Source organism: Micromonospora sp. NPDC051006 (assembly GCF_044456245.1).
Taxonomy (GTDB): Bacteria; Actinomycetota; Actinomycetes; order Mycobacteriales; family Micromonosporaceae; genus Micromonospora.
Genome location: NZ_JBITFP010000030.1, coordinates 1 through 22340, shown reverse-complemented (window position 1 = coordinate 22340; position 22340 = coordinate 1). Strand labels below are relative to the sequence as shown.

Here is a 22340-nt window from a genome sequence, read left to right as displayed (position 1 = left end):
GCGGGCCCACGCCGCCGCGCAGTGCCACCGCCGCGATTTGCGGCGGTCCCACGTAGCGGTAACGCCATCGTTGCCCGGGCATCGGCCGACCGTACCGCCAACTGTGCTCGCGCCATCGTGCTTGACACTCGGCGTCAAGTACTTGACGATGGGTGTCAAGTAGCGGAGGGGGCAGCATGTCGCCAACCCACGAGAAACTGACCGAGCAGCTCATACGGTTGATCGACATCCGTCTGCTCGATCCTCTCGAAATCTTGGTCGACAGCAACGACGCCATCGGCCCGCTGCGCGCTGTCATCCGGGAGCGGGCCCGATCCTGGGCCACCACGATCGTCAGCGGCGACGACCGCGCCGCCGCCAGCGTGGTCATGCGCGCGATTTCCACCCTCTACCCGGGGGACGGACCGTTCGACCCACCCCTCGACTGGTGGCGCAGCCCTTTCGGCCAGGCCGTCGCGCGACGGGTCGGCCACCCGACCGCCGAATCCGTGTCGTACGCGGTGGCCGGCGCCATGCTCGGCATCACCCGCCAGGGCGTCCACGACCTGGTCTCCCGCGACAAGCTCGCCCGCCACCCCGAAGGCGGCGTGCGCACCGCCTCCGTACGCGACCGACTGCTCAAGGAAGGAACCCGACGTGTCTGAGACCATCATCGACTCCGGGCCCGTGCCCATCGCGATCCGCGACTTCGGCGGACCCGGACACCCGCTGCTACTCCTCCACGGCGCCGGCGGCAACCTCGCCCAGATGACCACCCTCGCCGAGCACCTGCACCCGACCCACCGTGTGATCACCGTCGACCTGCGCGGTCACGGCCGGTCCGGAGACGGCCCGTGGCGCTGGGACGACGCACTGGCCGACCTGGCCGCCGTCGCCGACCACCTCGGCCTCACCGCCCCAGCTGTGGTCGGCGTCTCCCTCGGCGGCATGCTCGCCACCCTCTGGGCGCAGCGTCACCCGGAGTGCCCCGGTGCCGTCAGCCTGGACGGCAATCCGCCGTTAAACCGTCCTGACCAGCTCGCCGGGCTGGATCCGGAGCAGGCCGAGACCGAGCTGACCAAGCTGCGGGCCGCCTTCGACGGGATGGCCGCGATGCTGGCCGAACCACTAACCGCCGAACAGTTGGCCGCCATGCTGGCGGGGCAGCGGGCCATGGCCCAGCGCTACGGCGCCGCACCCGACGATTGGGTGGCAGCCTTCGGGCGCAACCTCGTGCCCGGCGACGACGGCCGCAGCCGGCTGCGGCCCGGCCCGGACCTCATCCGGCAGCTCCGCGACGCCATGGACTCTCTCGACCTGATGCCCGCCTACCGCGACGTCCACTGCTCACTGCTGCTCGTTCTCGCCACCGAGGACCTGCCCGAACAACAGCCGTTCCACAGCCTGTACGAGGCGTACCGCAAGGTCACCGCCGAACGGCTTGCCACTGTGGACAACTCGTCCTTGCGGGTGTGGCATCTCGCTGGCGCCAGCCACGCGATGGTCGCCGAACGCCCACAGGAGCTCGCTACCCTCATCACCGACTTCCTCAGCCCTCACGACTGAGGGCGACCCGCAGCAGCCCACCTCCTGGCGAAGGTCGGACCTGCCTGCAGTCATGAGGGCCATGGGGAGAGACCGAGGTGCGGCGCACCGGGCGAGACGGCGTGGCGGATGAAAGCCGGGCGGGTCGTCGCCTGCATCGCGGGGATCGTCCGCGACGGCGTACTGGCCAATCCGGGGGCGTGACTGTTCACCGTCAGCAAGCGCCGGGCTGGCGATGCGCTCCGCCGCCGCCAATCGCCACCACGCCCGCGACAGCACCCGCCCACTGGCACTACTCGGCATCACCTGACGACTTTGCCGCGGCCCTGGTCCGGCGTCTGGCTCGCTCGGACCCAAAAGGCGGCACGGCCACCATGCTGACCTGACAGCTGCTCTTCGGCTGGATCGACCGGGCAGGCCCGTAAACGGGATCAGGAGAGCCTGCACAAGCTGCCGATGATCGAGTCGAACCCCTGGAGGCCAGCAAACGCCCTCTAGTCCGGTCTCAGTTGTTCGACGTACGTCTAAAATCTCCAGCTGGCGCACGAACCGAACAGGGCCCGCTGTTCGCGCTGTGACCCTGCGCGGGTGCCGCCGAGCGAGGACGGCGTGGAGTTGTTGCTTCCGCAGGGGTAGCAGTGGCTGTCGTCGGCGCGCAACTTCCTGTCCGCCGCCCCGTGACCTGGAATGCCTCGAATTTCGGTGGCGCGATCCGGCGGGCAGGCGTCTCCTGACATCTGCTAGATCAACCGGCGACGGCTCGCCTACTGTGAGGAAAACCGCATGGTCACCGTGTCCGCGGCGTCCGGAGCACTCGGCCGGCTCGTCATCGGCCAGCTCCTGACCCGGCTGCCTGCCGGGCGGATCGCTGTCGCTGTACGCGACCCCGCCCGGGGCGCCGGGCTCGCCGCGCTTGGCGTTGACGTACGGCACGGCGACTACGACGACCCGGCGAGCCTCAGGTTGGCGTTCCGCGACGCGGAGCGGCTGCTGCTGATTTCCTCGCCCGAGCTGGCTCCGGATCGCCGGATTAGGCAGCATCTGGCCGCGATCGAGGCAGCCGCCGCCAATGGCGTACGTGCCATCGCCTACACCAGTTTCCTGGGTGCCGACCGCGGCGGTGAGGGAATGAATGCAGCCCATCACGTCACCGAGCAGGCGATCATCGACAGTGGGCTCGAATACACGATGCTGCGGAACCCGTTCTACAGCGACGCCTTCATCAACCTCGGGCTCCGAAGCGCGGTCGAGTCCGGCAAGCTCACAAGCGGCACCGGGGGACGTGGCCTCAACACCGCTCTCCGCGCGGACCTCGCCGCGGCCGCCGCGAATGTGCTCACCGACGACGCGCACTTGGGTCATGGTTACGACCTGACGGGGCCCCTGTGGACATATCCGGAGCTTGCCGAGGTGCTCAGCGAGACTACCGGAAAGAAGGTCGACCACCACGAGGCCACCGATGAGACGCCGGGGCCGATGGGCTTCCTGATGGGCCTGGCCTGGTCCGGGGCACTGGAGCGGCAGACCGACGACCTACGCCGGTTGCCCGGTCGCCCACCGGCGAGCCTTCGACACGCCGTGGCGAACGCGCTCAGCCTGGACTGACCGGTCTGCTGCTGACGACGACGACCGGCGAGGCGTACAGGCAACCGTGACGTCGACATCGGCCCTCAGCGGTTCGCTGCCCGCCAACGGGGATCACGAGGCTGATTCCCCGTCGGCCCAAAGCTCAAGCCACGCCCGTCGGTGCTGCGCCCATGCGGCGGCGGTGCGGCTGGCCAGGCGAATGGTGCAGCCTCACAACGGGTCACGGCGGGCCTATAGGTCCCAGGCTGGTGGGCGCACGGACATGCCGCAATCCGCTCGCCTCTCAGGCGCGCCCGCGCGCTGACCGCCGGGACCGCGGTCGCCGCGCTGCGCGGATTCCGCCCCCGCGCTGCGTTGGCCCGCACTCTGCGGCAGATCGCCGTGGACCTGCTCCGCGAAGTCCGCCGCCTCGACCGGCGCATCACCGAGGCAACAGCGACTCTGTCCGCCGCCGAACACAGCCTCAGGCACCCGGTCGACGAGCCGTGGGGCGGGCAGTGCCGCTGACACGCCTCATTCGAGGGTCCATCGTGGAGCGAAAGCGCGGTACCGTCGCCGCATGACGGTGCTGCAGGACTTTGTCGCCGCTCTTTCCAGCGGCCGGATCCAGGTTGTCGACCTCACCGCCCCGCTCTCGGAGCAGACCCCGATCCTGGGTCTGCCCGAGCAGTTCGGCCAGACCTGGCCGTTCCGGCTCAGCGAGATCAGCCGGTACGACGACCGCGGTCCGGCCTGGTACTGGAACAACTTCTCCACCGGCGAGCACACGGGCACCCACTTCGACGCCCCGGTGCACTGGGTCACCGGTCAACAGGGCGCGGACGTGTCGCAGGTCCCGGTGAGCCAGTTGATCGCCCCGGCGGTGGTGATCGACCACTCCGCCGACGCCGTCGACGACCCTGACTTCCTGCTCGAGGTCGAGCACATCAAGGCGTGGGAGGCGGAGCACGGTGCCCTGCCCACTGGTGGCTGGCTGCTCTACCGCACCGGCTGGGACGTGTACGGCGACGACCCGGAGCGGTACGCCAACGCCGGGCGTACCCCGGGCATCTCCGTCGAGTGCGCTCGCTGGCTGGCCGAGGAGTCGCCGATCCAGGGCGTCGGGGTGGAGACGGTCGGCACCGACGCGGGCGCCGCGCATTCGTTCGACCCGCCGTTCCCGTGTCACTCGTTCCTGCTCGGCCAGGACAAGTACGGCCTGACCCAGCTACGTAACCTGGCACAGCTGCCGGCGACCGGCGCGGTGGTGATCGCCGGACCACTGCCGATCGTCTCCGGCTCTGGCAGCCCGTGCCGGGTCCTCGCGCTGGTCGAACGGTAGGACCGGGCCACCGATGCGGGTAGCCGAGGTGGTCGGACGGGTTCTGTACGGACACGGCGCACGGCATGTCTTCGGAGTGGTCGGCAGCGGCAACTTCCATGTCACGAACGCGCTTGTGGCGGCCGGCGCCCGGTTCGTGGCGGCGGCCCACGAGGGCGGCGCGGCGAGCATGGCCGACGGGTACGCCCGCACCTCCGGGGCGGTGGGCCTGCTTTCGGTGCACCAGGGTCCGGGCGTCACCAACGCGCTGACCGGCCTCACCGAAGCCGCGAAGAGCCGTACCCCGATGGTGGTCCTGGCCCCGGAGGCGACCGCGCCCCGGTCGAACTTCTTCATCGACCTGCCGGCGCTCGCCGCCTCGGTCGGGGCCGACTTCCACCGGGTACGCGCGACGCACGCGGCCGAGGACGCGAGCGCGGCGTACCGGGCCGCCGCCCGGGGCGCGACGGTAGTGCTGGGCCTCCCATTGGAGGTGCAGCGCACGGTGACCGAACCGTGGTCCGACCCGGTCCCCGCCGTCGCGCCGACCCCGGCCACCGCCCCGCAGGTCGAACCGTTGTTGGCCGCGCTCCAGTCCGCACGTCGACCGGTCTTCATCGCGGGTCGGGGCGCCCGGGCGGCCCGGGAGCCGCTGACCCGGCTCGCCGACGCGTGCGGCGCGCTGCTCGCGGTCTCGGCCGCGGCGAAGGGACTGTTCGCCGGGAACCCGTGGAACATCGACGTGGCCGGCGGCTTCGCCACCCCGCTCGCCGCCGAGCTGATCGGCGCGGCGGACCTGGTCGTCGCGTGGGGCAGCACGCTCAACATGTGGACCACCCGGCACGGCGAACTGATCCCGCCCTCCGCCGTGGTCGTCCAGGTAGACCACGACCCGGCCGCGTTCGGGGTGAACCGCCCGGTCGACCTGACGGTGGCCGGCGAGGTGGCGGCGGTCGCCGAGGCAGTGCTCGGTCGGCTGGGCGCCGGCTCCACGGGGCCCGTGGACGCCGGGACCGGCGGCTGGCGTACGCCGGAGCTGGCACAACGGATTCGCGACCACGGCCGGTGGCGGACGGTCCCGTATCGGGACGAGGGTGGGTCGGCGCGGGCCGGCGCCCCGGCGACGATCGACCCGAGGACGCTCTCGGCCGTCCTGGACGATCTGCTGCCGCCCGACCGGACGGTGGTGGTCGACTCCGGCAACTTTATGGGTTACCCGTCGATGTGGCTTGACGTGCCGGACGTGGCCGGATTCTGTTTCACCCAGGCGTTCCAGTCGATCGGGCTCGGCCTGGCCAGTGCGCTCGGCGCGGCGGTCGCGCGGCCGGACCGGCTCACCGTCGCCGCGGTCGGCGACGGTGGCTTCGTCATGTCCGCGACCGAACTGGTCACCGCCGTCCGGCTGGCGCTACCCCTCCTCGTGGTGATCTACGACGACGCGGCGTACGGCGCCGAGGTGCACCACTTCGGCCCGGACGGGTACCCGTTGGAGACGGTCACCTTCCCCGAGACCGACCTGGCCGCGATCGCCCGTGGTTACGGCTGCGACGGGTTGACCGTCCGGACCGTCGACGATCTCGGGCCGGTGCGCCTCTGGCTCGCTGGTCCCCGTACTCGGCCGCTGGTGGTCAACGCCAAGGTCAGCGCCACGCGCGGCTCATGGTGGCTGGCGGAGGCGTTTCGTGGCCACTGAGGCACTGCCGTGCGTACGGCGACTGCCTCAAGACAATGACGTGCAGCGGGTTCGCTGCCTTGGCCAAGCTGAGCTTGCGCCAGTTGTCGATGCCCAGCGCCGCCCTTACGTCGTCTGCACTGGTGTAGTCCATGATGGACGCTTCACTCCACCGAAAGATTCTTCGCGGCGCAGAGTCTAGCCCGGCCAGGCTCAGTCTCACTGGTGAGCGGCTCAGCCAACCCGACGATCTTGAAACGTCAGGCCTGAGAAGCACCTCCGCCTGGATCGGTGATCTTGTCAGCGTCGTGGCGTTTGCCCAGCTAAATGACTTACGTAGCTGCACCGCCTCGGCCGGAAATGACGGGATGCGACACGTGAGCCGGATGTCGGCGGCGAGCTTGTCCGTCTCGTACGCGTCGACACTGCCGGGCCGGGACGGGAGGTTGTGACCACAGGTCTGGTGCGACGATACGGAACCCTGCCGCCGCGAGCGGCTGGACTTGTAGCCGTCAGCAGTACCAGAAAGCGGGAAAGGCGTGCAGCAGGACGTTCAGTGGCCCGTCGCCGGCTTCGACGTAGTACTCGCCGACCTCGGCGTAGGCCTCCGCCTCCCTAGAGACGTGCCAACCGTGAGCGTAAATGCGTACCCTGCCTCGACTGGCGTTCCGCCGAGTTACTCGAAGGACGCTCCGTAGTTTCTCTGTTTAGGTCCCCCGGTGCACCGGCTCACGATGGTGAGCCGGTGCACCGGCGACGGCCTGCGACGTCAGGACGTCGCTATGGCGGCATCCTGGATGAGGTCCGCGACGCTCCTCGGATGACTGATCATGACGACGTGGGACGCGGTTGGCATTTCGACGACCCTGCGGGCGTTCGCGCGGCGGTACATGAAGCGTTCGCACGCAGGTGGGATCGCCTTGTCCCGGCCGGCGACCAGGCCCCACGACGGGATGGTCCGCCACGCGGCGGCCTGGGTCGGGTAGATGAAGGAGTCTGCATCGAACGGGCGCTGCGTGGCCTGCAGGAGTCGGAACGTCGCCGTGGGGATGTCGGCGGCGAAGGCCGCTTGGCCGTCCTTGCTCAGGTACAGGTCCGTTCCGGTGGTGCCGTCGGGCTTCGTGTAGGGGACCGGGACGCTGACGGGCAGGACCTCGCTGCCGGGGAACTTGTTGATCAGTTCCCCCTGCGTCTCGCCCACATCGGGCACGAACGCCGCGATGTACACCAGGGCCTTGACGTTGCTCTTGCCAGCAGCAGCGTTGGTGATGACGGTTCCACCCATAGAGTGGGCCACCAGCACGACCGGCCCGCTAATGGAGTCCAGCAGACTCCCGATGTAGGGGGCGTCGGTGGGGATGCCCCGCAATGGGTTCGACGCCGCGATCGTGGTGTAGCCCTCGCGCTGCAGCTTCGGGATGACTCCGTTCCAGCACGACGAGTCGGCGTAGCCACCGTGCACCAACACGATGGTCGGCTTGATCTTCGGCCCCGGCCCCGCCTGGGCCGTCGCCGCGTTCGCCGCCTGCGCCCCGAGCGGAGTGGCCGTCAGCGCTGCCGACCCGGCCAGAGCCGCGCCGGTCGCCAACACCTGACGGCGTGAGACATTCCGTGCCATGGTGATCTCCTCATTTCACTGAACTGTGCTGACCTGCTTGGCGGTGCTTAGCGGCCGGCCGCGGCCTGGCGGATGAGGTCCGCGACCGCGCCCGGCTGGGAGGCGTAGACGGCGTGGCTGCCGATCGCCTCGGCGGTGACCGCGCCGGCGCGGGTGGCCATGGCCCGCTGGGCCGCCGGCGGGATCATGCGGTCGGCGGTGGCGACCAGGTACCAGCTGGGCTTGTGGCGCCAGGCCGGCTCGGTGACCGTGCCGGCAAGCGCGCCGACGCCCCACGGCACCTGCGCGTCGGCCAGGAACGCGGCCTCGTCCTTGGGCAGGTCTGCGGCGAACGAGGCGTGGAACTTGTCCCGGTCGAGGAACAGGAACCCGTCGCGGGGCGGCAGGATCGGCGGGACGGGTGCGCCGGGCGGCGGGTCGGCGATCAGGGTGTTGACGGACTCGCCCTTGTCCGGGGCGAACGCCGCGATGTAGACCAGCGCCGCCACGGCGTCGTGCGTGCCGGACTCGCTGATGACCGCTCCGCCGTAGGAGTGGCCGACCAGCACGGCGGGACCGTCGAGGCCGTCGAGGATGAAGCGTGTCGCGGCGACGTCGCCTTCCAGCGACAGCGTCGGGTTCTGGACGATCTTGACGGTGAACCCGTCGGCGGTCAGCAGCCGGTGTAGGCCCAGCCAGCCCGATCCGTCGACGAACCCACCGTGCACCAGCACGACGTTGCGAATCATGGAGTGCTCCTCAGGTCCGGCGGCGGGCGAGTGGCCCGCCGCTTCGCACTCCATGCAAGTGCCGCCGGCCGCGCCGGCCCAGGCGGAACAGGATGCGGAACTAGTTCCCGCCGCCCGTGGCGATGGCTTCGGCCTTGGCCCGGCAGTACACGGCGCGATCGTGCTGGCCGACCGTCTCGTACAGGTCGCTCGCTCGCGACAGGCTCTCCCGCGCCTCGGCCGCGTGGTCGTCGTCGTAGAGCTCCTCGCCGAGGATCCGCAGCCATGCCGCCTGGCCCATGACGACCTGCAGGCGTTCGAAGAGGTCCACCGCGCGCAGCATTATCGGTATCGCCTCGTCCCGGCGGCCGAGGCGGCCCAGGGCCTGGGCGGTGTGGCCGAGGATGTGTGGGAGGGTCGCTTCGACCGCGAACCTCGTCAGGCCGGAGCCCGGATCCTCGGCGACGGCCAGCGCCCCCTGGTAGGCGGCCAGGGCCTCCGCGGCGTTGCCAAGGTCGAAGGCGATGACGCCGCTGCCGAGCAACGTCTGTAGGCGAGCATCGACGTCGCCGACGCGTTCGAAGAGATCCGCGGCCTGCCTGATGGCGCTCAGCGCCGCCTCGAGGTCGCGTAGCGGCGGGCCTCGGCGGGCGGCGGCGGTGTGCAGCAGGGCGAACGCCTCCTGCCGGAGGTCGCCGGCCTGCCGGGCTAGCGTCCGCGCCCGCTGCGCACAGTCCAGCGCGGCCGGCCACTCCGCCCGCCACGGCAGCGTGTGGACGTTGGCGAGGTAGTTCAAGAACTCGGCCTGAACCGCGGCGTCGCCGAGCTGAACCGCCGAGTCCAGCGCGAGCGTGAATACGTCACCCCAGAGGGGCCAGTGCACCCAGCGCTCGTAGTACGCGTACAAGGCGTTGACGGCGCGAACCACAGCCCGGTGGTCCCCAGCGACGGCGGTAGCGCCGAGCGCCTGGAACCAGTGCTCGGCTTCCGTGCGGATCCATGCCTCGGCGTCCTCGGCGCTGCCGAAGACGGCGATGTCGGCGCCGCCTGGCTGGAACTGCCGGCCCGCCGCCGTCAGCGTGTCCAGGAGCCAGGCGACCATCCGCCGTCGGGCCTCGGCCACGACCTCGACCGGGTCCTCGGCCGCAAGGCGCTGGCTCGCGTAGAGGCGGACCAGGTCGTGGAAGCGGTACCGGCCGCCCTCCGCCGTCTCCATCAGCCCCAGGTCGACCAGATCATCGAGTTGATCCTCGGCCGCGGGCACCGCGACCTCGCCGATGACCGATGCCAGCACCGCGCTGAAGTCCGCGCCCGGCACCAGCGACGCCCGGCGGAACAAGGATCGCACCGGGTCGGCCAGTTGCTCGTACGACACCTCGAAGGCCGCCGCCACCTTCAGATCGCCGGCACTGAGTTGATCAAGGCGCCGCTCCGCGGCCGACAACCGCGTCACCAGATCGGCGGCGCTCCAGCCCGGCCGCGAAATCAGCCGATTCCCCGCGATGCGTACCGCCAGCGGAAGCCCGCCCAGCAGATCGACCAGCTCCCGCAGGTCGTTCTCGTGACGTGCGTCGAACCGCTCTGCCAAGATCCGGCCCAGCAGGTCCTGAGCGTCGGCCACCGGCATCGGATCCAGATGCAGCCGTTGTACGCCCTCTAGGCCGGCCAGCAGCCGACGGCTCGTCACGATCAGCTGGCTTGGTCCGTCACCGGGCAGCAGCGGGCGTACCTGGGACTCCGACGCCGCGTCGTCCACGATCACGAGCACGCGCCGTTGCCGCAGCAGCTGCCGGTAGCGCCCGGCGCGCTCGGCCGGATCCTGCGGCAGCTGCTGGTCGCGTACCCCCATCGCCCGCAGCACCCGCCGGAGGATCTCGGTGTTGGCGACCGGCCGCCGGCTCATCCCCAGGGCGTCGACGAAGTACACGCCGTCGGGGAACCGGTCGCGCAGCCGGTGTGCGGCGCGGACCACGAGGGTCGTCTTGCCCACGCCCGCGCCGCCGGAGATCAGCGCCGCGCCCAGCCGGTCGGCCTCATCGTTCAGCGCGTCGAACACGCCGGAGATCCACGCCAGCTCAGCGGTCCGGCCGGTGTAGTCCCCGATGGACCCTGGCAGCTCGCATAGCCCCGGAGCGGCCGTCAGGTACCCCGAGCGGGTGCGCCCGGTCTTTGCGAGCGCGACGAGCTCGTCCCGGCGTGCCCCGTCGAGCTTGAGCGCGTCGGCGATCAGCTCGACCGTCCGCCGCTGCGGCCCCAGCGCCCGTCCGCGCTCCATATCGCTGAGTGCGCGGACGCTGACGCCGGAGGACTCCGACAGCTCCTCCAGCGTCAACCCGCACTCGTGGCGTGCGGCGCGCAGCAGCGCCGCGAACGTCGTGGTCATCGCGAGTCGGCAGCCGCTCAGTCGGTGCCGGCGGCGGCCTGCTTGATCAGATCGACGACGGCTTGGGGCTGCGACAGGTAGATGGAATGGCTTGCGGGTGCCTCGGTGACGGTCGCTCCGGCCCGCTCGGCCATCGCCCGCTGTGCCGGCGGCGGGATCATGCGGTCGTCGGTGGCGACTAGATACCAGCTGGGCTTGCCACGCCAGGCGGGCTCGCTGACGGCGCCGGCGAGGGCGTTGACGCCCCATGGCACCTGTGAGTCGGCCATGAAGCGGGCCTGGTCGAGCGGCAGGTCGCCAGCGAACGACGCGGGGAACTTGTCGCGGTCGAGGAGCAGGAAGCCCTCCTGGGGCGGCAGGATCGGCGGCACGGGTGCGCCGGGCGGCGGGTCGGCGATCAGGGTGTTGACGGACTCGCCCTTGTCCGGAGCGAACGCGGCGATGTAGACGAGGGCGGAGACACTCGGGTGGGTGCCGGCTTCGCTGACGACGACCCCGCCGTACGAGTGGCCGACGAGGACGGTCGGGCCGTCCTGCTGGTCGAGGACGCGCCGGGCGACCGTGGCATCGTCCTCGAGGGACAGCGTCGGGTTCTGCACGACGGCGACGTTGTAGCCGTCCTCGCGGAGCAGCTGGTAGACGGCTTGCCAGCCGGAGCCGTCGACGAATCCGCCGTGTACGAGCACGACGTTGCGCGCGGAAGCCATGATGCTCTCCAGAGTGGTGATGGGTGGTTGCCTTCTGGAGCGACGCTAGGCACCGGCGGCATTCGCCGGCTTCTGTCAGATGACCGGTCATTCCTCCGGTGCGGGCAAGCCAGCCAGCGCGTCACGCAACGCGGCCCGGGCGGTGATGCCGAGTTTCGGGAAGATCTGGTGCAGGTGGTAGCCCACCGTTCGCGAGGACAGGAACAGCCGTTCGCCGATCTGCTTGTTCGTGAGGCCCGCGGCGGCCAGTGATGCGATCTGGTGCTGTTGTGGCGTGAGTGAGGTGCCCGGGCGTACGTCGGCGCGGTCGCGATGCACGCCGGTGGCCCGCAGCTCGTTGTCCGACCGTTGCACCCACGGCTCGGCGCGCAGCTGGTGGAAGGTGTCGAGCGCGGCGCTGAGATGTTCGCGAGCCAGCGCGGGCGCGTTGGTGCGGCGCAGGCGTTCGCCGTATGCGAGCCGTACGCGCGCGAGGTCGAACGGCCAGCGGTCGGCCTCCGGGGTGGACAGGGCCGTCTCGAACAGATGACGGTGGTGGTCGTCGGGCGCGGCCATCGCTCTGGCGCCGGCGACGCTCAACTCCAGCCTCGCGGACAGCTCACCGATGCGGGCCCGGTCGGCGGCCGCGACGTGCGCGGTCGCCTCGGCACGGCGGTTCGACCGCGCGGCGGCCTCGACCGTTTCCATCACCAGCCAGAGCGCGGCCGGTGCGTGTGGGGCGAACTGTCCGGCCGGGCTGACCGCGGTCGCGTGCCGAAACGCGCTGTCGAACCCCCCGCGGGCCAGGGACGTCAAGGTCTTGACGTGGGATACGTACGCGCTGACGGCACCGACGCGACGTGGGGCCGCCCATCGGGTCATCTCGTCGGTAAGCCGCGCGCTGGCCAGCTCGTCGCCACGGGCACCGGCGACCAGTGCCTGCAGGAACAGGGCCGGCCAGCGCATGAGCTGGTAGTCGTGTGCCGCGCAGAGCGCGAGGCCCTCGTCGGTGAGGGTCTGGACCTGGTCCCAACGGCCGGTGAAGTACGCGTCGTTGCCGAGCAGGAACAGGGCCTCGATCGCGGAGGTCACGGCGCCGCCTTCGCGGCCGTGGCGGACCGCCCGCCATAGCGGTTCGCGGCAGTCGCCGATGCGGTCGAGGTAGCTTCCGGCGATCGCCGTCCGCACGATGCGCGCCGGGCTGGACTCGCCGTGGAGGTGGGCGGTCGCGGTGTCGAGCCGATCGAGTACGACGTGGGACAGGTTGGCGGGGTCGCTCAACGTGTGTCGCAGGATGGCCAACAACTGCGGCGGACGTGGCCGCAGCCGGTCGATCGCGGTGTGCAGGAACGGCCACAGCTCGGGCCGGCCGCCGAAGAAGCACACCATCAAGAGCGTGTAGAGGGCCTCGACAAGGGTCTTGTTGCCGGCGTCTGCAGGTTCGGGGAGCGCGTCGATGGCACCGGTCAAAAGTCGGTACGCGCTGTCGATGTCGCCGCTTTCGTTGAGTAGGAAGTAGGCGCCCGCGACCGCGCCGGCGAGCGCGCCACCGTGCCGGGGGTCGGCGTCCCGTGCGGCGTCCAGCAGCTTGGGTACCTCGCGCAGGTCGCCGGTGACGATCGCACCGAGGTAGGCCGCCTCCGCGAGCCTGGCGCTGCGGGCGGTGCCGGCCGGGCTCAGGTCGGCGGCGCGGAGCAGCTCGGTGATCGCGCCCACGGAGTCGCCCCGGAAGAGGTTGGTGTGTGCGACCTGCTGCAACAGTGCCGCGATGTGCTCGTCCGGGCCGGTCGCGGCCTCGGCCAGGTGCCACGCGTGGCGGGCCGGCTCGTTCTCGCGCCGGACGGCCAGGACTCGGTGGGCCCGGTGGCGCTCGTCGCTGGTGGAGGACTCCACGATTGCCGAGCGGATGAGTGGGTGTCGGAAGTGCAGGCGGGCGGCGGCCCGGTCGAGGAACACCAGGTGCGTGCGCTCGGCCGGAGCGAGCTCGTCGACCTCGTCCGCGGCGAGTACGCGCAGGCCCCCGGTGCCGTCGAGGACCGCGAGGAGAAGCACTCGGCGGGTGGGCTCCGGCAGATCGTGGACCCGTCCGGCGAACAAGGTCTGCAACCGGCGGGTCAGCGGCAGCGTCTCCGGCAGCGGGCGGGGCGTGGGTCCAGACCCGAGCTGCAGCGCGACGGGCAGCTCGAGCAACGCGAGCGGGTTGCCCTGCGCCTCGACCAGGAGGCGTTGGCGGACCCTCGGGGTCAACGCGGGGAAGCGTTCGGTGAGCAAGGTCGTCGCTGCCGCGTCGGACAGCGGCTCTACGTCGAGCATGCGTAGGCCGGACTGGTCGAAGAAGCCGATGTCGCCGGTGCGGAGCGAGCCGAGCAGGCCGATGCGATGACCAGAGACCCGGCGGGCGATGAAGCTGAGGACCATGGAGCTGGCCTGGTCCATCCACGGGAGGTCGTCGATCACCAGTAGGACCGCGGTGGCTTCGGCCGCCGCCACCAGGAGTTGCCGTGCCGCGCTGGCGATCAGCAACCGGTCCGCCGGTCCACCGCCGGCCAGGCCGAGCGCGCTGCGCAGTGCCGTTCGCTGCGGCTGCGCCAGATGCGGAAGGTGGTCGAGGAAGGGCTCGACAGCCTGCTGCACGCCGGAGAAGCTGACGTCGGCCTCGAACTGGCTGCCCGCCACCCGTACGACCCGGGTGCCCGCACGGGTCGCGTACGCGGTCACCCATTCGAGCAGGACGGTCTTGCCGACGCCCGGGTCCCCGGCCAGCACGAGAGCCTCGCCGTCCGCGGCGGCGCGATCGGCGAACGACCGCAACATCTCGATCTCGTCATCCCGGCCGATTAGTGGCAGGTCGGCGTCACGCCGCCAGCCTCCGACGCCTGGCGGACGGCTCATGACACGCCTGACAGCCGCTCGCTGCGGAGCTGGCGCTTGAGTACCTTGCCCGCTGCCGAGATCGGCAGGGCGTCGACGAACTCCACCGACCGTGGGACCTTGTAACCAGCCAGCTCGCGGCGGCAGAAGGGTCGCAGGTCGTCGGCTGTCACACTCGCACCCGGTGCCAGGACGACGACTGCGTGGACCCGTTCGCCCCATTTCTGGTCGGGGAGCCCTATCACGGCGCAACCCACCACCGCCGGATGCCCGGCCAGGACCCCGTCGACCTCGGCTGGGTAGACGTTCTCGTCGCCGGTGATGATGACGTCCTTGATCCGGTCGACCACGTAGACGTAGCCTTTCCCGTCCATGAAGCCGGCGTCGCCGGTGTGCATCCAGCCGTCGCGCAGCGCGTGCGTCGTCTCGTCCGGGCGCTGCCAGTAGCCGAGCATGACATGGTCGCCGCCCACCACGATCTCGCCCACCTCGCCACGCCGTAGCTCCGCACCGTCCGCGTCCACGATGCGGACTGCACTGTGTGGTGCGGCCCGGCCGGCCGAACGGACCAACTCGGGCACGTCGTGGTCGGCCGGCAGCAGGAGGGTCGCCACGGGTGCGAGCTCGGTCATCCCGTACGCCTGGACGAGACGCGCAGCGGGAAGAGCTTTCCGCGCCCGGGCCAGCACGGCCGGGGCGATCGACGAGCCCCTGTACACCAGTTGGTTCAGGTTCGTCACGTCGAAGCGGTCCGTGTCAGGGCAGTCGACGAGCAGTTGGATCATCGTCGGCACCAGCAACATGTCGGTGATCCGGTGTTCCTCGATCGCCGCCAGCACGCCGGCCGGCGTGAACTGCGGCAACATGACGTGCGTGCCGCCCGTGACCAGCATCGCGACCCACATCGCGAGGTCGGCCAGATGGAACAACGGGGCCACGTGCAGCAGCGACCCGCCAGGAGTGACGAACTCACCGGTCGCGAGGCTTCCCAGCGCGGAGGTCAGCACGTTGTCGTGCGTGAGCATCGCACCCTTCGACGGCCCCGTCGTCCCGCCGGTGTAGAAGATCCCGAACAACGCGTCGCCGCCGCGCCGGCTGTCCTCGATGCGGGCGGCGTCGGCGATCAGGTCCTCGTGGTCGACCGTCTCCTGTGGATTCGCGGCGTCGCCCATGGCTACCACTGCGGACAGGTTCGGCGCCTGGCGGCGAAGGTCCGCCAGCATCGACGCGTACGAGTCGTCGACGACAAGGACCGTTGCCCCGCAGTCGCGGAGCACGGCGCCGACCTCGGCGGCGGTCCACCGGCTGTTGACCGGAACCACGACGGCGTCGCCCACGGCACCGCCAGCAGGCACTCGTGATAGCGATCCGAGTTGCGGCCCAGAAGCGGCACCCGGTCGTCCCGTCCGACCCCGAGCGCACGCAGACCACCGGCAAGACGGGCCACCCGGTCCACAGACTCACGGACAGCGCGCACCCGCCCGCCCGACACCGTCAGCCGACGGTCACCGTCCTGTTGGAGTGCCCTGTGCACGGCGTGAGTGAGGTGCATCCGACCTCCCTTCGGAAAAAGCCTAGACGCGGCTGGCGACGGCGTAATCTAACGAAGTCGGTGTGTGATCGTCCCACGAGAAGGCGGTGACGGCTGTGGCTAGCGAGACCCCGACGATCGTCCTGGTCCACGGTGCGTGGGCCGACGCGACCGGCTTCGACCCGCAGATCCGCGCCCTGCGTGAGCGGGGCCTCACGACGATCGCGTTCGCCAACCCACTTCGCGACCTTGCTGGCGACGCGCGGTATCTGGCCGAGTTCCTGAGCACGTTGACGGGCCCGATCGTGCTCGTCGGCCACTCCTACGGCGGGAATGTCATCTCGATGGCCGCGGTCGGCAACGACCAGGTCAAAGCGCTCGTCTATTTCGACGGCTGGATGTGCGACGAGGGCGAGAGCCAACAGCAACTCCTCGAGCGATTCGAAGGCAGCCTCGTGGGGCCCTCGGTCAGGCCGGTGCCGTTCACCGCGCCGGACGGGAGCCAGGGCGCCGACCTCTACCTCGACCGAGACGCGTTCCGCGAAGCGTTCGCTGCGGACGTCGACCCGGAAACGGCCGCGGTGATGGCCGCCGCCCAGCGTCCATATGCGGCCGCCGCGTTCGCCGGAGTGCCGGCTGGACCGCCGGCGTGGAAGACGGTGCCGTGCTGGTACCTGCTCGGCACCGAGGACAAGGCGGTCCCGCCGCAGCTGCAACGCTTCATGGCCGAGCGGGCGAACGCGACGATCGTGGAGGTGCCCGCCTCACACGTCTCCTTCGTCTCGCAGCCCGAGGCAGCGATACAACTCATCCTGCGAGCTGTCGAGGCGACCAGCTAGACCCCGGCGTCGCCGTCCGTCTTCGGACGGCGGCAGTAGTACACCAACGCGGGTGGCAGGTTTGCCCAGACCGTTTGGCTGACGACTACCTCGTCGAATCGCGACCGCATTGACCGCAACAGTCGCCGCGCCGGGGGAGCCCAGCGCGCGTGCACGTACGCGAACGTGGTGAACACACCGTCCGGCGGCAGTGCGGCCACCACCGCCGCCAGGGCGTCGCGCTGCCGACCGTCGCCGAATGCCGCCCAGGGGAGACCGCTGACCACGACGTCGGCGTACTCGAGCCCGCGGCGCGCCAGCACCTCGGAGAGTGCGATGGCATCCGCGTGCACCACGTCCACCGCCGGATAACGGGCCGCGAGACGCTGGGCGAACCGGGCGTTGAGCTCGACGGCGATGTGTCGGCCACGCCCGTCGAGGCGCTGCTGGACGACTGCGGTGAAGGCCCCGGTCCCCGGACCGAGTTCCACCACGACAGGGGAACCGGTCCGGGGCACCGTTGCCGTCGCGACCCGGGCCAGTGCCGGGCCGCTCGGGGCGACCGCGCCGACCGTCATCGGGTCACGCGCGAACTCCAGGAGAAACGGCACGGCTTCAGACGACCTTGGGCTTGTCGACCAAGGTGCCGGCGTCGTGGTAGAACAGCCGATTCTCTACGATCTTGCCGTCCTTGACGGTGAACTGCTCGATGAAGTGGGTCAGCTCTCCGGTCGTGACGTCGGGGATGCCGACGCACGCCGCGACGCGGTCGCCGTCGGCGATGGTGTAGTGCACCGTGATTGCGGAAAGGTCGAGGTAGTTCGGCAGCACTTGGGCGAGGCCGAAGAACTCGTTCTTGCCGTGGTAGGCCTTTCCGAAGGGCAGAAACCGCGGCTCGATGACAGTGACGTCGTCGGACAGGTAAGAGACGACCCGATCGACGTCGCCGTTGTTCGCCGCTTCGAACATGGCTTCGACGACCGCGCGGTTCTGCTCGGTCAGCGATGTAGGTGTGGACATGGTCCTTCTCCTTTGAGGGTTGGTTCTCGGCCTCGATCTCGCCGGCACCCAGCCAACATCGGTTGATCACATCCGGACAGCCACTGCGAAGAGGGGTACTCACAGGGACCCCTTGCGGCATGTGGGCCTGGCATACTCTCGATCTCATGCACGAGAAGGAAGCCGCGCGGGCGGCGGTCCGTGAGTTCCTGACCACCCGCCGCGCTCGGGTAACCCCGGCCGACGCCGGCCTTCCTCCCCAGGGCGCGCGCCGTCGGGTGAAAGGCCTGCGCAGGGAGGAGGTCGCGTTGCTTGCGGGGGTCAGCCCCGAGTACTACGTGCGGCTCGAACGAGGCCGGGCGACCGGGCCCTCCGCCGGAGTGGTCGATGCCGTCGCTGGCGTCCTGCGACTGGACGACGACGAACGCGCTCACCTCGACCGGCTGCTCGCCGCGCTGGCCCCGGCCGCCCGCAGGCGGAGCCGTGGCCATGCAAAGGATCTCGTCACCCCCGGAATCCGGGTGCTCCTCGACTCGCTGGACCACCTACCCGCGATGGTCTTCAACGGCAGGTTCGACATCCTCGCGGTCAACACGCTGGGGCGCGCACTACTCGCACCGATGTGCGACCAGCCCGGGCAGCCGAACAGCGCCCGTTTCCTGTTCCTCGACGAGCCCAGGGCGCGAAACCTCTTCCCCGAGTGGGAGCGGATCACGGCGGACGTCGTGGCGATGCTGCGGATCGAGGCCGGCCGCCACCCCGACGACCCCGACCTGACCGAACTGATCGGGCAACTCGCGACCCGCAGCACAGAGTTCCGGACGCGCTGGGCGACCAACGATGTGCGAGTCCAGCGGGCCGGGACGAAGGCGTTCCGCCATCCACTCATCGGCCAGGTCACACTGCCCTACGAGACGCTTCGCATCGACGCCGTCTCCGGCCAGGTGCTGACCGTCTATACCCCCCGACCCGGCACCCCCGAAGCCGACGCGATGCGCCTCCTGGCGAGCTGGAACGCCGACAACCAACGGAACGACAACCGGCCAGCGGTTATCCACGGCCCGATCGCGTCTTCCTCCGCATGGGCGGATTCTTGATCAGGAGTTACACCGTTCGTTTACAGACCCGGAATCGGCCCTGACGGGTTCGCCTATGGCCGGCGGTTGCTCCTACACTGCGGTCCCCGCCGCTCTGGGCCACGAGACCGATGTCGCCTGCGGTAGCTTCCCGTCCGTGCGGGCTTTAACGATCCGTCCCCAGGGCCGTTGGCGGTGGCCATCTCGTCCGAGTTGTTCGACGGTCCGCCGGGCTTGTTCGCGTCGGTCGAGGGTTGCTCGACCGCGTTTTCTGCGGCTGGGTGCGGCAGGCCCGGCCGGGTGAGTTGGGGGCCGTCCTCCAAGACACCACCCGACATGCCGGAAACGCCGACATCCTCCGCGAGCAGCTCGACGGCCGGACCGGCGTAACAGCTGAGTACGAGGAGCAGATCGATACGGCGGCCCGCGAGGCCTACCGGGCGAAGATCGAGCAAGCTGCCCGGGCAGCGGCTGGCGGCTCGTCTTAAGTGAGTCATGTCCCGACTGATCCTCCGCATAGCGCTTCCGCGGCGATGGTGCTACGCCAGTGCGCTTTTGTTGGTCTGCCGATAGCCTGGGGGAGGTTGCGGCGGACTGTTCGTTCCGACTTTCCGATTTCTGTTTCGATCTCGCTGAGACTCATCCGCGGGTTGACGTCGAGCCAGTAGGTGACGGCGGCTGCGGTTCCGCCTTGGACCTCTGGACCTGTACCGTTCGGAAACCCGGTTCTGGCCTCCGGGGTGCGGTTTTGTGCGGCTGGGCTGGCCGGCCGTCGGGCATGTTCCTGTCTTTCGGGTACCTGATCTTTTGTCTGCGGCTGGTGGGCCAAGGCCTGCGCGGCGACCGGTCCAAGGACATCGAGATTCTCGTGCTGCGTCATCAGGTCGAGGTCCCGCGCCGGCAGGTGGCACGCCCGAGCGGTGCTGTCAGCCCTTTCACGGCTGCTTCCTCGTTCCCGGTGGTCGACCTTCTTCGTCACCCCGGCCACGTTGCTGCGCTGGCACCTTGAACTGGCCGCCCGGAAGTGGACCTACCCGCAACGACGACCGGGCGTCCACCGATACGGGCGGAGATCCGCGCCCTGGTGCTGCGCCTGGCCCGGGAGAACCCGACCTGGGGCCACCGCCGAGTGCGGGGCGAACATCGTGCCGCTTGGCCTCCGTGCTGAGCGTTCCCTTTTCTGGCCGGCCCTTCGTGTCGGCGGCGTCGGTCCTGGCTGCGAAGATCTGTTTACAACTCCATCGCGTAGACCCGGACCTGGCGGCCGGTGTCCGGCTGCACGGTCTCGCGCTCCAGCGACATGCCCAGCTTGACCATCACCCGCGCGGACGCCTCGTTGCCGACGATGTGGATGCTGACCAGCCGCCGCAGGCCGAGCTCGGCACGAGTGTGGGCGACAACGGCCTGGGCCGCCTCGGTGGCAAGGCCGCGGCCCCAGTACGCGCGGCCGAGCCGCCAGCCGATCTCCACGGCCGGCATGATCTCGGGCAGGAAGGTCGGCACCGCCAGTCCGGTGAAACCGGCCAGCTCGCCGGTCTCTTTGATCTCCACCGCGTACAGGCCGAAGCCGTGCTCGTCCCAGTGCCGCTGATAGTTAACCAGACGCTCCGCGGTCGCGGCCCGGTCCAGGGTGCGGCCGTCGTGGATGTAGCGCATCACCTCGGGCTGCGCGTTGACCGCGGCGAACCCGTCCAGATCATCGCTTTGCCAGCGGCGCAACAGCAGCCGCGGAGTCTCCAGGGACGTGGCATCACGGGAGCTTGTCAGGTCAGGCACGTCCCCTTCGTAGCATTTCGGCGCCCACGGGGCGATGGATTATCCGGCCGAGAACTGCCGGTCAGCCGGCCAGGAAGGTGCCGATTCGGTCGGGCCAGGTCGGACGTCGGCAGCGGTTGCCGAGACGTGCAGGTGCGCGTCTGGCGGGACCCTGGCCAGCAGTTCGGCGGTGGAGACCGGGTGGCAGGGATCGGTCTCCCGGGCCAGGATCAGCGTGGGGTGGGTGGTCGTGCGCAGGGCTTCATCGCGGGGCAGGTCGGTGGCGGCGGCGCCGCGCACCACGGCTGGGAGCAGGGGCTCGGCGACGTCCGCGTAGGTCGCTAAACCCGTACGAGCACTGACCCCTTTACGCAACCAAGTGGGCGCCGTTGTGAGACAGGGCGTTTGCTCAGCGCGGGGTGAACCGATGGAGGTGCCGCTTCGGCACCATCAGGCTGCGGCACCGGGGGCGAGCCGCCAAGCGTCATCGCGCCAACATGACCACGATTATGGCGAGGCACCCGATCAGCAAGGTGATTCCGCCGAACATGGCGAGCGGCCACCACGGGCCGGCAGCTTGCCGTTGCTGCGGAAGGGGCTGAGTCGGCAAGTTCCAGCCCGGGGGTGCAGCCGTGCCGTCATGGCGGCCCGGCCGGCGTGGCGGTGGGGTGCGGGGGATCAGCTTAGCCATGATCGGGTCGCCTCCGGCGGGCGTCATGGTGCGCTGTTCGGGTTTGAACCGGCGGAACCGCGGGGGTCGGGCGGTCCCGGCCTGTTCACGAGGCCGCGCACCCGACCTTTCACCATTGATAGGCGCTGCCCGTCGGTCGTGCGTTACAGCGCGAGGCAGGGAAGGTGGCCTGTTCCGCTCTTCACTGAGATGGCCGTTCGCCGCAACTCTGTCGCCGGCCTGCGCTGCTGACGTCGTAGCGCCAGTTAACAAGTAGCCGATGACACCGGCACAAACACCTTCGCCTGGCAGTTGGACATCGCGCAAGCTGGCACCTACCAGGTGTTTACCCGGTACCCGGCTGTGGCCGGCGCCGCCACCGACGCCAGGTACACCGCCGACACGGCGGTGGCGACACGGTGCGCACGGCGAACCAACGCACCAACGCCGGCACCTGGGTCAGCCTCGGCTCCTACACCTTCGCGGAACGCAACACCCACAAGGTGGCCCTGAGCGAGCAGGCCGGCAGAGCAGCCGTTGAGGCGCGTCACTGCGGGCGCGGATACTGCGTGGGAGTGGGACTGGCGTCGGGGCGGCATTCGGGCGCAGGAGCGCGACTCCGGCGTCCTGCTGGCATCCGGCGGGACTGTGGACCGCAGCGATAATTGAGGAGCTGCCAGGCTAACCGGGGTAAGGCGACAATCCGCGATCGAGACCCCGGAACGAGGCCTGGGCGACCCGCCCTACCCGCAGCCACCGCATCGTGGCTGGCGACGGGAATCTTCGTGACACCATCTCGGCCTCTTCCCAAAGACATATCTCGATAGACATGATCCTTGGAGATGGTCGCTGTCCACGCGGTTGCCAAGGAGGCCTGCCATGCGCATGATCCGACGACTCACCCGATCCTCGACCCGACGCCGTGCTGCCGTGACGGTCGCCGCGGCTATCACTGGCGCTTCCCTGGCGTTCGTCACCACCGGACCCGCCTCGGCTACGCCGCCGGGGATCCCGTCGAAGGCGACCGCGCAGTCGCAGCTCAACGCGTTGACCGTCGCGGCGCAGGGCTCGACGAGTGGCTACTCGCGGGACCTGTTCCCGCACTGGATCACCGTCAGCGGCAGCTGCAACACCCGCGAGCAG

General features: G+C 70.0%; 18 protein-coding genes and 2 pseudogenes. 9 read left to right on the top strand and 11 right to left on the bottom strand.

All coding sequences use genetic code 11. The features are described from left to right. The first annotated feature begins 176 nt into the window (after nt 1-176). The 5 genes from ACIBBA_RS30300 (at nt 177) to ACIBBA_RS30280 (ending at nt 6104) form a co-directional block, all read left to right on the top strand. A complete protein-coding gene (locus tag ACIBBA_RS30300; protein ID WP_396701816.1) occupies nt 177-644 on the top strand; it encodes a hypothetical protein in 468 nt (155 codons plus the stop codon). Next, the gene (locus tag ACIBBA_RS30295) at nt 637-1545 is read left to right on the top strand and encodes an alpha/beta fold hydrolase (protein ID WP_396701814.1); all 909 of its coding nucleotides are present in this window, start codon (nt 637-639) and stop codon (nt 1543-1545) included. Before ACIBBA_RS30300 ends, ACIBBA_RS30295 begins: the two co-directional genes overlap by 8 nt. Before the next feature lie 762 nt (nt 1546-2307). Continuing rightward, complete coding sequence (locus tag ACIBBA_RS30290) at nt 2308-3129, top strand: NAD(P)H-binding protein (RefSeq protein WP_396701812.1); 822 nt, start codon at nt 2308-2310, stop codon at nt 3127-3129. A gap of 541 nt (nt 3130-3670) precedes the next feature. After that, nucleotides 3671-4432 carry a cyclase family protein gene (locus tag ACIBBA_RS30285; protein ID WP_396701810.1) on the top strand — a complete coding sequence of 254 codons (762 nt, stop codon included), beginning with the start codon at nt 3671-3673 and terminating at the stop codon, nt 4430-4432. A gap of 13 nt (nt 4433-4445) precedes the next feature. Continuing rightward, nucleotides 4446-6104: a thiamine pyrophosphate-binding protein gene (locus tag ACIBBA_RS30280; protein ID WP_396701808.1), complete on the top strand. Its 1659-nt coding sequence runs from the start codon at nt 4446-4448 to the stop codon at nt 6102-6104. Between the two features lie 748 nt (nt 6105-6852). On the opposite strand, the gene ACIBBA_RS30275 is transcribed toward ACIBBA_RS30280, so the two are convergent. The 6 genes from ACIBBA_RS30275 to ACIBBA_RS30250 form a co-directional block, all read right to left on the bottom strand. Continuing rightward, nucleotides 6853-7701 (bottom strand): alpha/beta fold hydrolase, encoded by an 849-nt coding sequence (locus ACIBBA_RS30275; RefSeq protein WP_396701806.1) that lies wholly within the window; start codon nt 7699-7701, stop codon nt 6853-6855. 47 nt (nt 7702-7748) lie between these two features. Next, nucleotides 7749-8429 carry an alpha/beta fold hydrolase gene (locus ACIBBA_RS30270; RefSeq protein ID WP_396701804.1) on the bottom strand — a complete coding sequence of 227 codons (681 nt, stop codon included), beginning with the start codon at nt 8427-8429 and terminating at the stop codon, nt 7749-7751. Between the two features lie 100 nt (nt 8430-8529). Continuing rightward, nucleotides 8530-10791, bottom strand: a complete 2262-nt coding sequence (locus tag ACIBBA_RS30265) for a helix-turn-helix domain-containing protein (RefSeq protein ID WP_396701802.1) — start codon at nt 10789-10791, stop codon at nt 8530-8532. Between the two features lie 17 nt (nt 10792-10808). Then, on the bottom strand, nt 10809-11498 hold the full coding sequence (locus tag ACIBBA_RS30260) for an alpha/beta fold hydrolase (protein WP_396701800.1): 690 nt from the start codon (nt 11496-11498) through the stop codon (nt 10809-10811). Between the two features lie 87 nt (nt 11499-11585). Continuing rightward, a complete protein-coding gene (locus tag ACIBBA_RS30255) occupies nt 11586-14369 on the bottom strand; it encodes an ATP-binding protein (RefSeq protein ID WP_396701798.1) in 2784 nt (927 codons plus the stop codon). Then, entirely contained in the window at nt 14366-15685 is a 1320-nt protein-coding gene (locus ACIBBA_RS30250) for an AMP-binding protein (RefSeq protein WP_396701796.1), read from the bottom strand. Before ACIBBA_RS30250 ends, ACIBBA_RS30255 begins: the two co-directional genes overlap by 4 nt. 310 nt (nt 15686-15995) lie before the next feature. Here ACIBBA_RS30250 and ACIBBA_RS30245 point away from each other — a divergent pair, with 310 nt between their 5' ends. Beyond that, the gene (locus tag ACIBBA_RS30245; protein ID WP_396701794.1) at nt 15996-16718 is read left to right on the top strand and encodes an alpha/beta fold hydrolase; all 723 of its coding nucleotides are present in this window, start codon (nt 15996-15998) and stop codon (nt 16716-16718) included. Here ACIBBA_RS30245 and ACIBBA_RS30240 read toward each other — a convergent pair. Together ACIBBA_RS30240 and ACIBBA_RS30235 are read right to left on the bottom strand one after the other, a co-directional pair. Further along, nucleotides 16715-17308, bottom strand: coding sequence for a class I SAM-dependent methyltransferase (locus ACIBBA_RS30240; RefSeq protein ID WP_396701792.1), 594 nt, complete (start codon nt 17306-17308; stop codon nt 16715-16717). The genes ACIBBA_RS30245 and ACIBBA_RS30240 overlap by 4 nt on opposite strands. A 4-nt stretch (nt 17309-17312) precedes the next feature. After that, a complete protein-coding gene (locus ACIBBA_RS30235) occupies nt 17313-17717 on the bottom strand; it encodes a nuclear transport factor 2 family protein (RefSeq protein ID WP_396701790.1) in 405 nt (134 codons plus the stop codon). Between the two features lie 146 nt (nt 17718-17863). On the opposite strand from ACIBBA_RS30235, the gene ACIBBA_RS30230 reads away from it, so the two are divergent. Together ACIBBA_RS30230 and ACIBBA_RS30225 are read left to right on the top strand one after the other, a co-directional pair. Beyond that, entirely contained in the window at nt 17864-18793 is a 930-nt protein-coding gene (locus ACIBBA_RS30230; protein ID WP_396701788.1) for a helix-turn-helix domain-containing protein, read from the top strand. 293 nt (nt 18794-19086) lie between these two features. Further along, nucleotides 19087-19260 (top strand): annotated as a pseudogene (locus ACIBBA_RS30225) (type I restriction endonuclease subunit M); the annotation flags it as partial. Nucleotides 19261-19265: 5 nt separating this feature from the next. Here the strand turns inward: ACIBBA_RS30225 and ACIBBA_RS30220 are convergent. The 3 genes from ACIBBA_RS30220 to ACIBBA_RS30210 all read right to left on the bottom strand — a co-directional run bounded on the left by ACIBBA_RS30220 (nt 19266) and on the right by ACIBBA_RS30210 (nt 20830). Beyond that, nucleotides 19266-19751: a hypothetical protein gene (locus ACIBBA_RS30220; protein WP_396701786.1), complete on the bottom strand. Its 486-nt coding sequence runs from the start codon at nt 19749-19751 to the stop codon at nt 19266-19268. A gap of 251 nt (nt 19752-20002) precedes the next feature. Continuing rightward, the gene (locus ACIBBA_RS30215; RefSeq protein ID WP_396701784.1) at nt 20003-20548 is read right to left on the bottom strand and encodes a GNAT family N-acetyltransferase; all 546 of its coding nucleotides are present in this window, start codon (nt 20546-20548) and stop codon (nt 20003-20005) included. A gap of 39 nt (nt 20549-20587) precedes the next feature. Next, a complete protein-coding gene (locus ACIBBA_RS30210; RefSeq protein WP_396701782.1) occupies nt 20588-20830 on the bottom strand; it encodes a hypothetical protein in 243 nt (80 codons plus the stop codon). Between the two features lie 1246 nt (nt 20831-22076). On the opposite strand from ACIBBA_RS30210, the pseudogene ACIBBA_RS30205 reads away from it, so the two are divergent. After that, a pseudogene (locus ACIBBA_RS30205) lies at nt 22077-22340 on the top strand (hypothetical protein); the annotation flags it as partial.

What these genes read in the sequence shown, in the direction of transcription:
- ACIBBA_RS30290 (WP_396701812.1), top strand. Translation starts at nt 2,308, where the DNA reads ATGGTCACCGTGTCCGCGGCGTCCGGAGCACTCGGCCGGCTCGTCATC.
- ACIBBA_RS30260 (WP_396701800.1), bottom strand. Translation starts at nt 11,498, where the DNA reads ATGGCTTCCGCGCGCAACGTCGTGCTCGTACACGGCGGATTCGTCGAC.
- ACIBBA_RS30280 (WP_396701808.1), top strand. Translation starts at nt 4,446, where the DNA reads ATGCGGGTAGCCGAGGTGGTCGGACGGGTTCTGTACGGACACGGCGCA.
- ACIBBA_RS30230 (WP_396701788.1), top strand. Translation starts at nt 17,864, where the DNA reads ATGCACGAGAAGGAAGCCGCGCGGGCGGCGGTCCGTGAGTTCCTGACC.
- ACIBBA_RS30300 (WP_396701816.1), top strand. Translation starts at nt 177, where the DNA reads ATGTCGCCAACCCACGAGAAACTGACCGAGCAGCTCATACGGTTGATC.
- ACIBBA_RS30270 (WP_396701804.1), bottom strand. Translation starts at nt 8,429, where the DNA reads ATGATTCGCAACGTCGTGCTGGTGCACGGTGGGTTCGTCGACGGATCG.
- ACIBBA_RS30275 (WP_396701806.1), bottom strand. Translation starts at nt 7,701, where the DNA reads ATGGCACGGAATGTCTCACGCCGTCAGGTGTTGGCGACCGGCGCGGCT.
- ACIBBA_RS30265 (WP_396701802.1), bottom strand. Translation starts at nt 10,791, where the DNA reads ATGACCACGACGTTCGCGGCGCTGCTGCGCGCCGCACGCCACGAGTGC.
- ACIBBA_RS30285 (WP_396701810.1), top strand. Translation starts at nt 3,671, where the DNA reads ATGACGGTGCTGCAGGACTTTGTCGCCGCTCTTTCCAGCGGCCGGATC.
- ACIBBA_RS30235 (WP_396701790.1), bottom strand. Translation starts at nt 17,717, where the DNA reads ATGTCCACACCTACATCGCTGACCGAGCAGAACCGCGCGGTCGTCGAA.
- ACIBBA_RS30255 (WP_396701798.1), bottom strand. Translation starts at nt 14,369, where the DNA reads ATGAGCCGTCCGCCAGGCGTCGGAGGCTGGCGGCGTGACGCCGACCTG.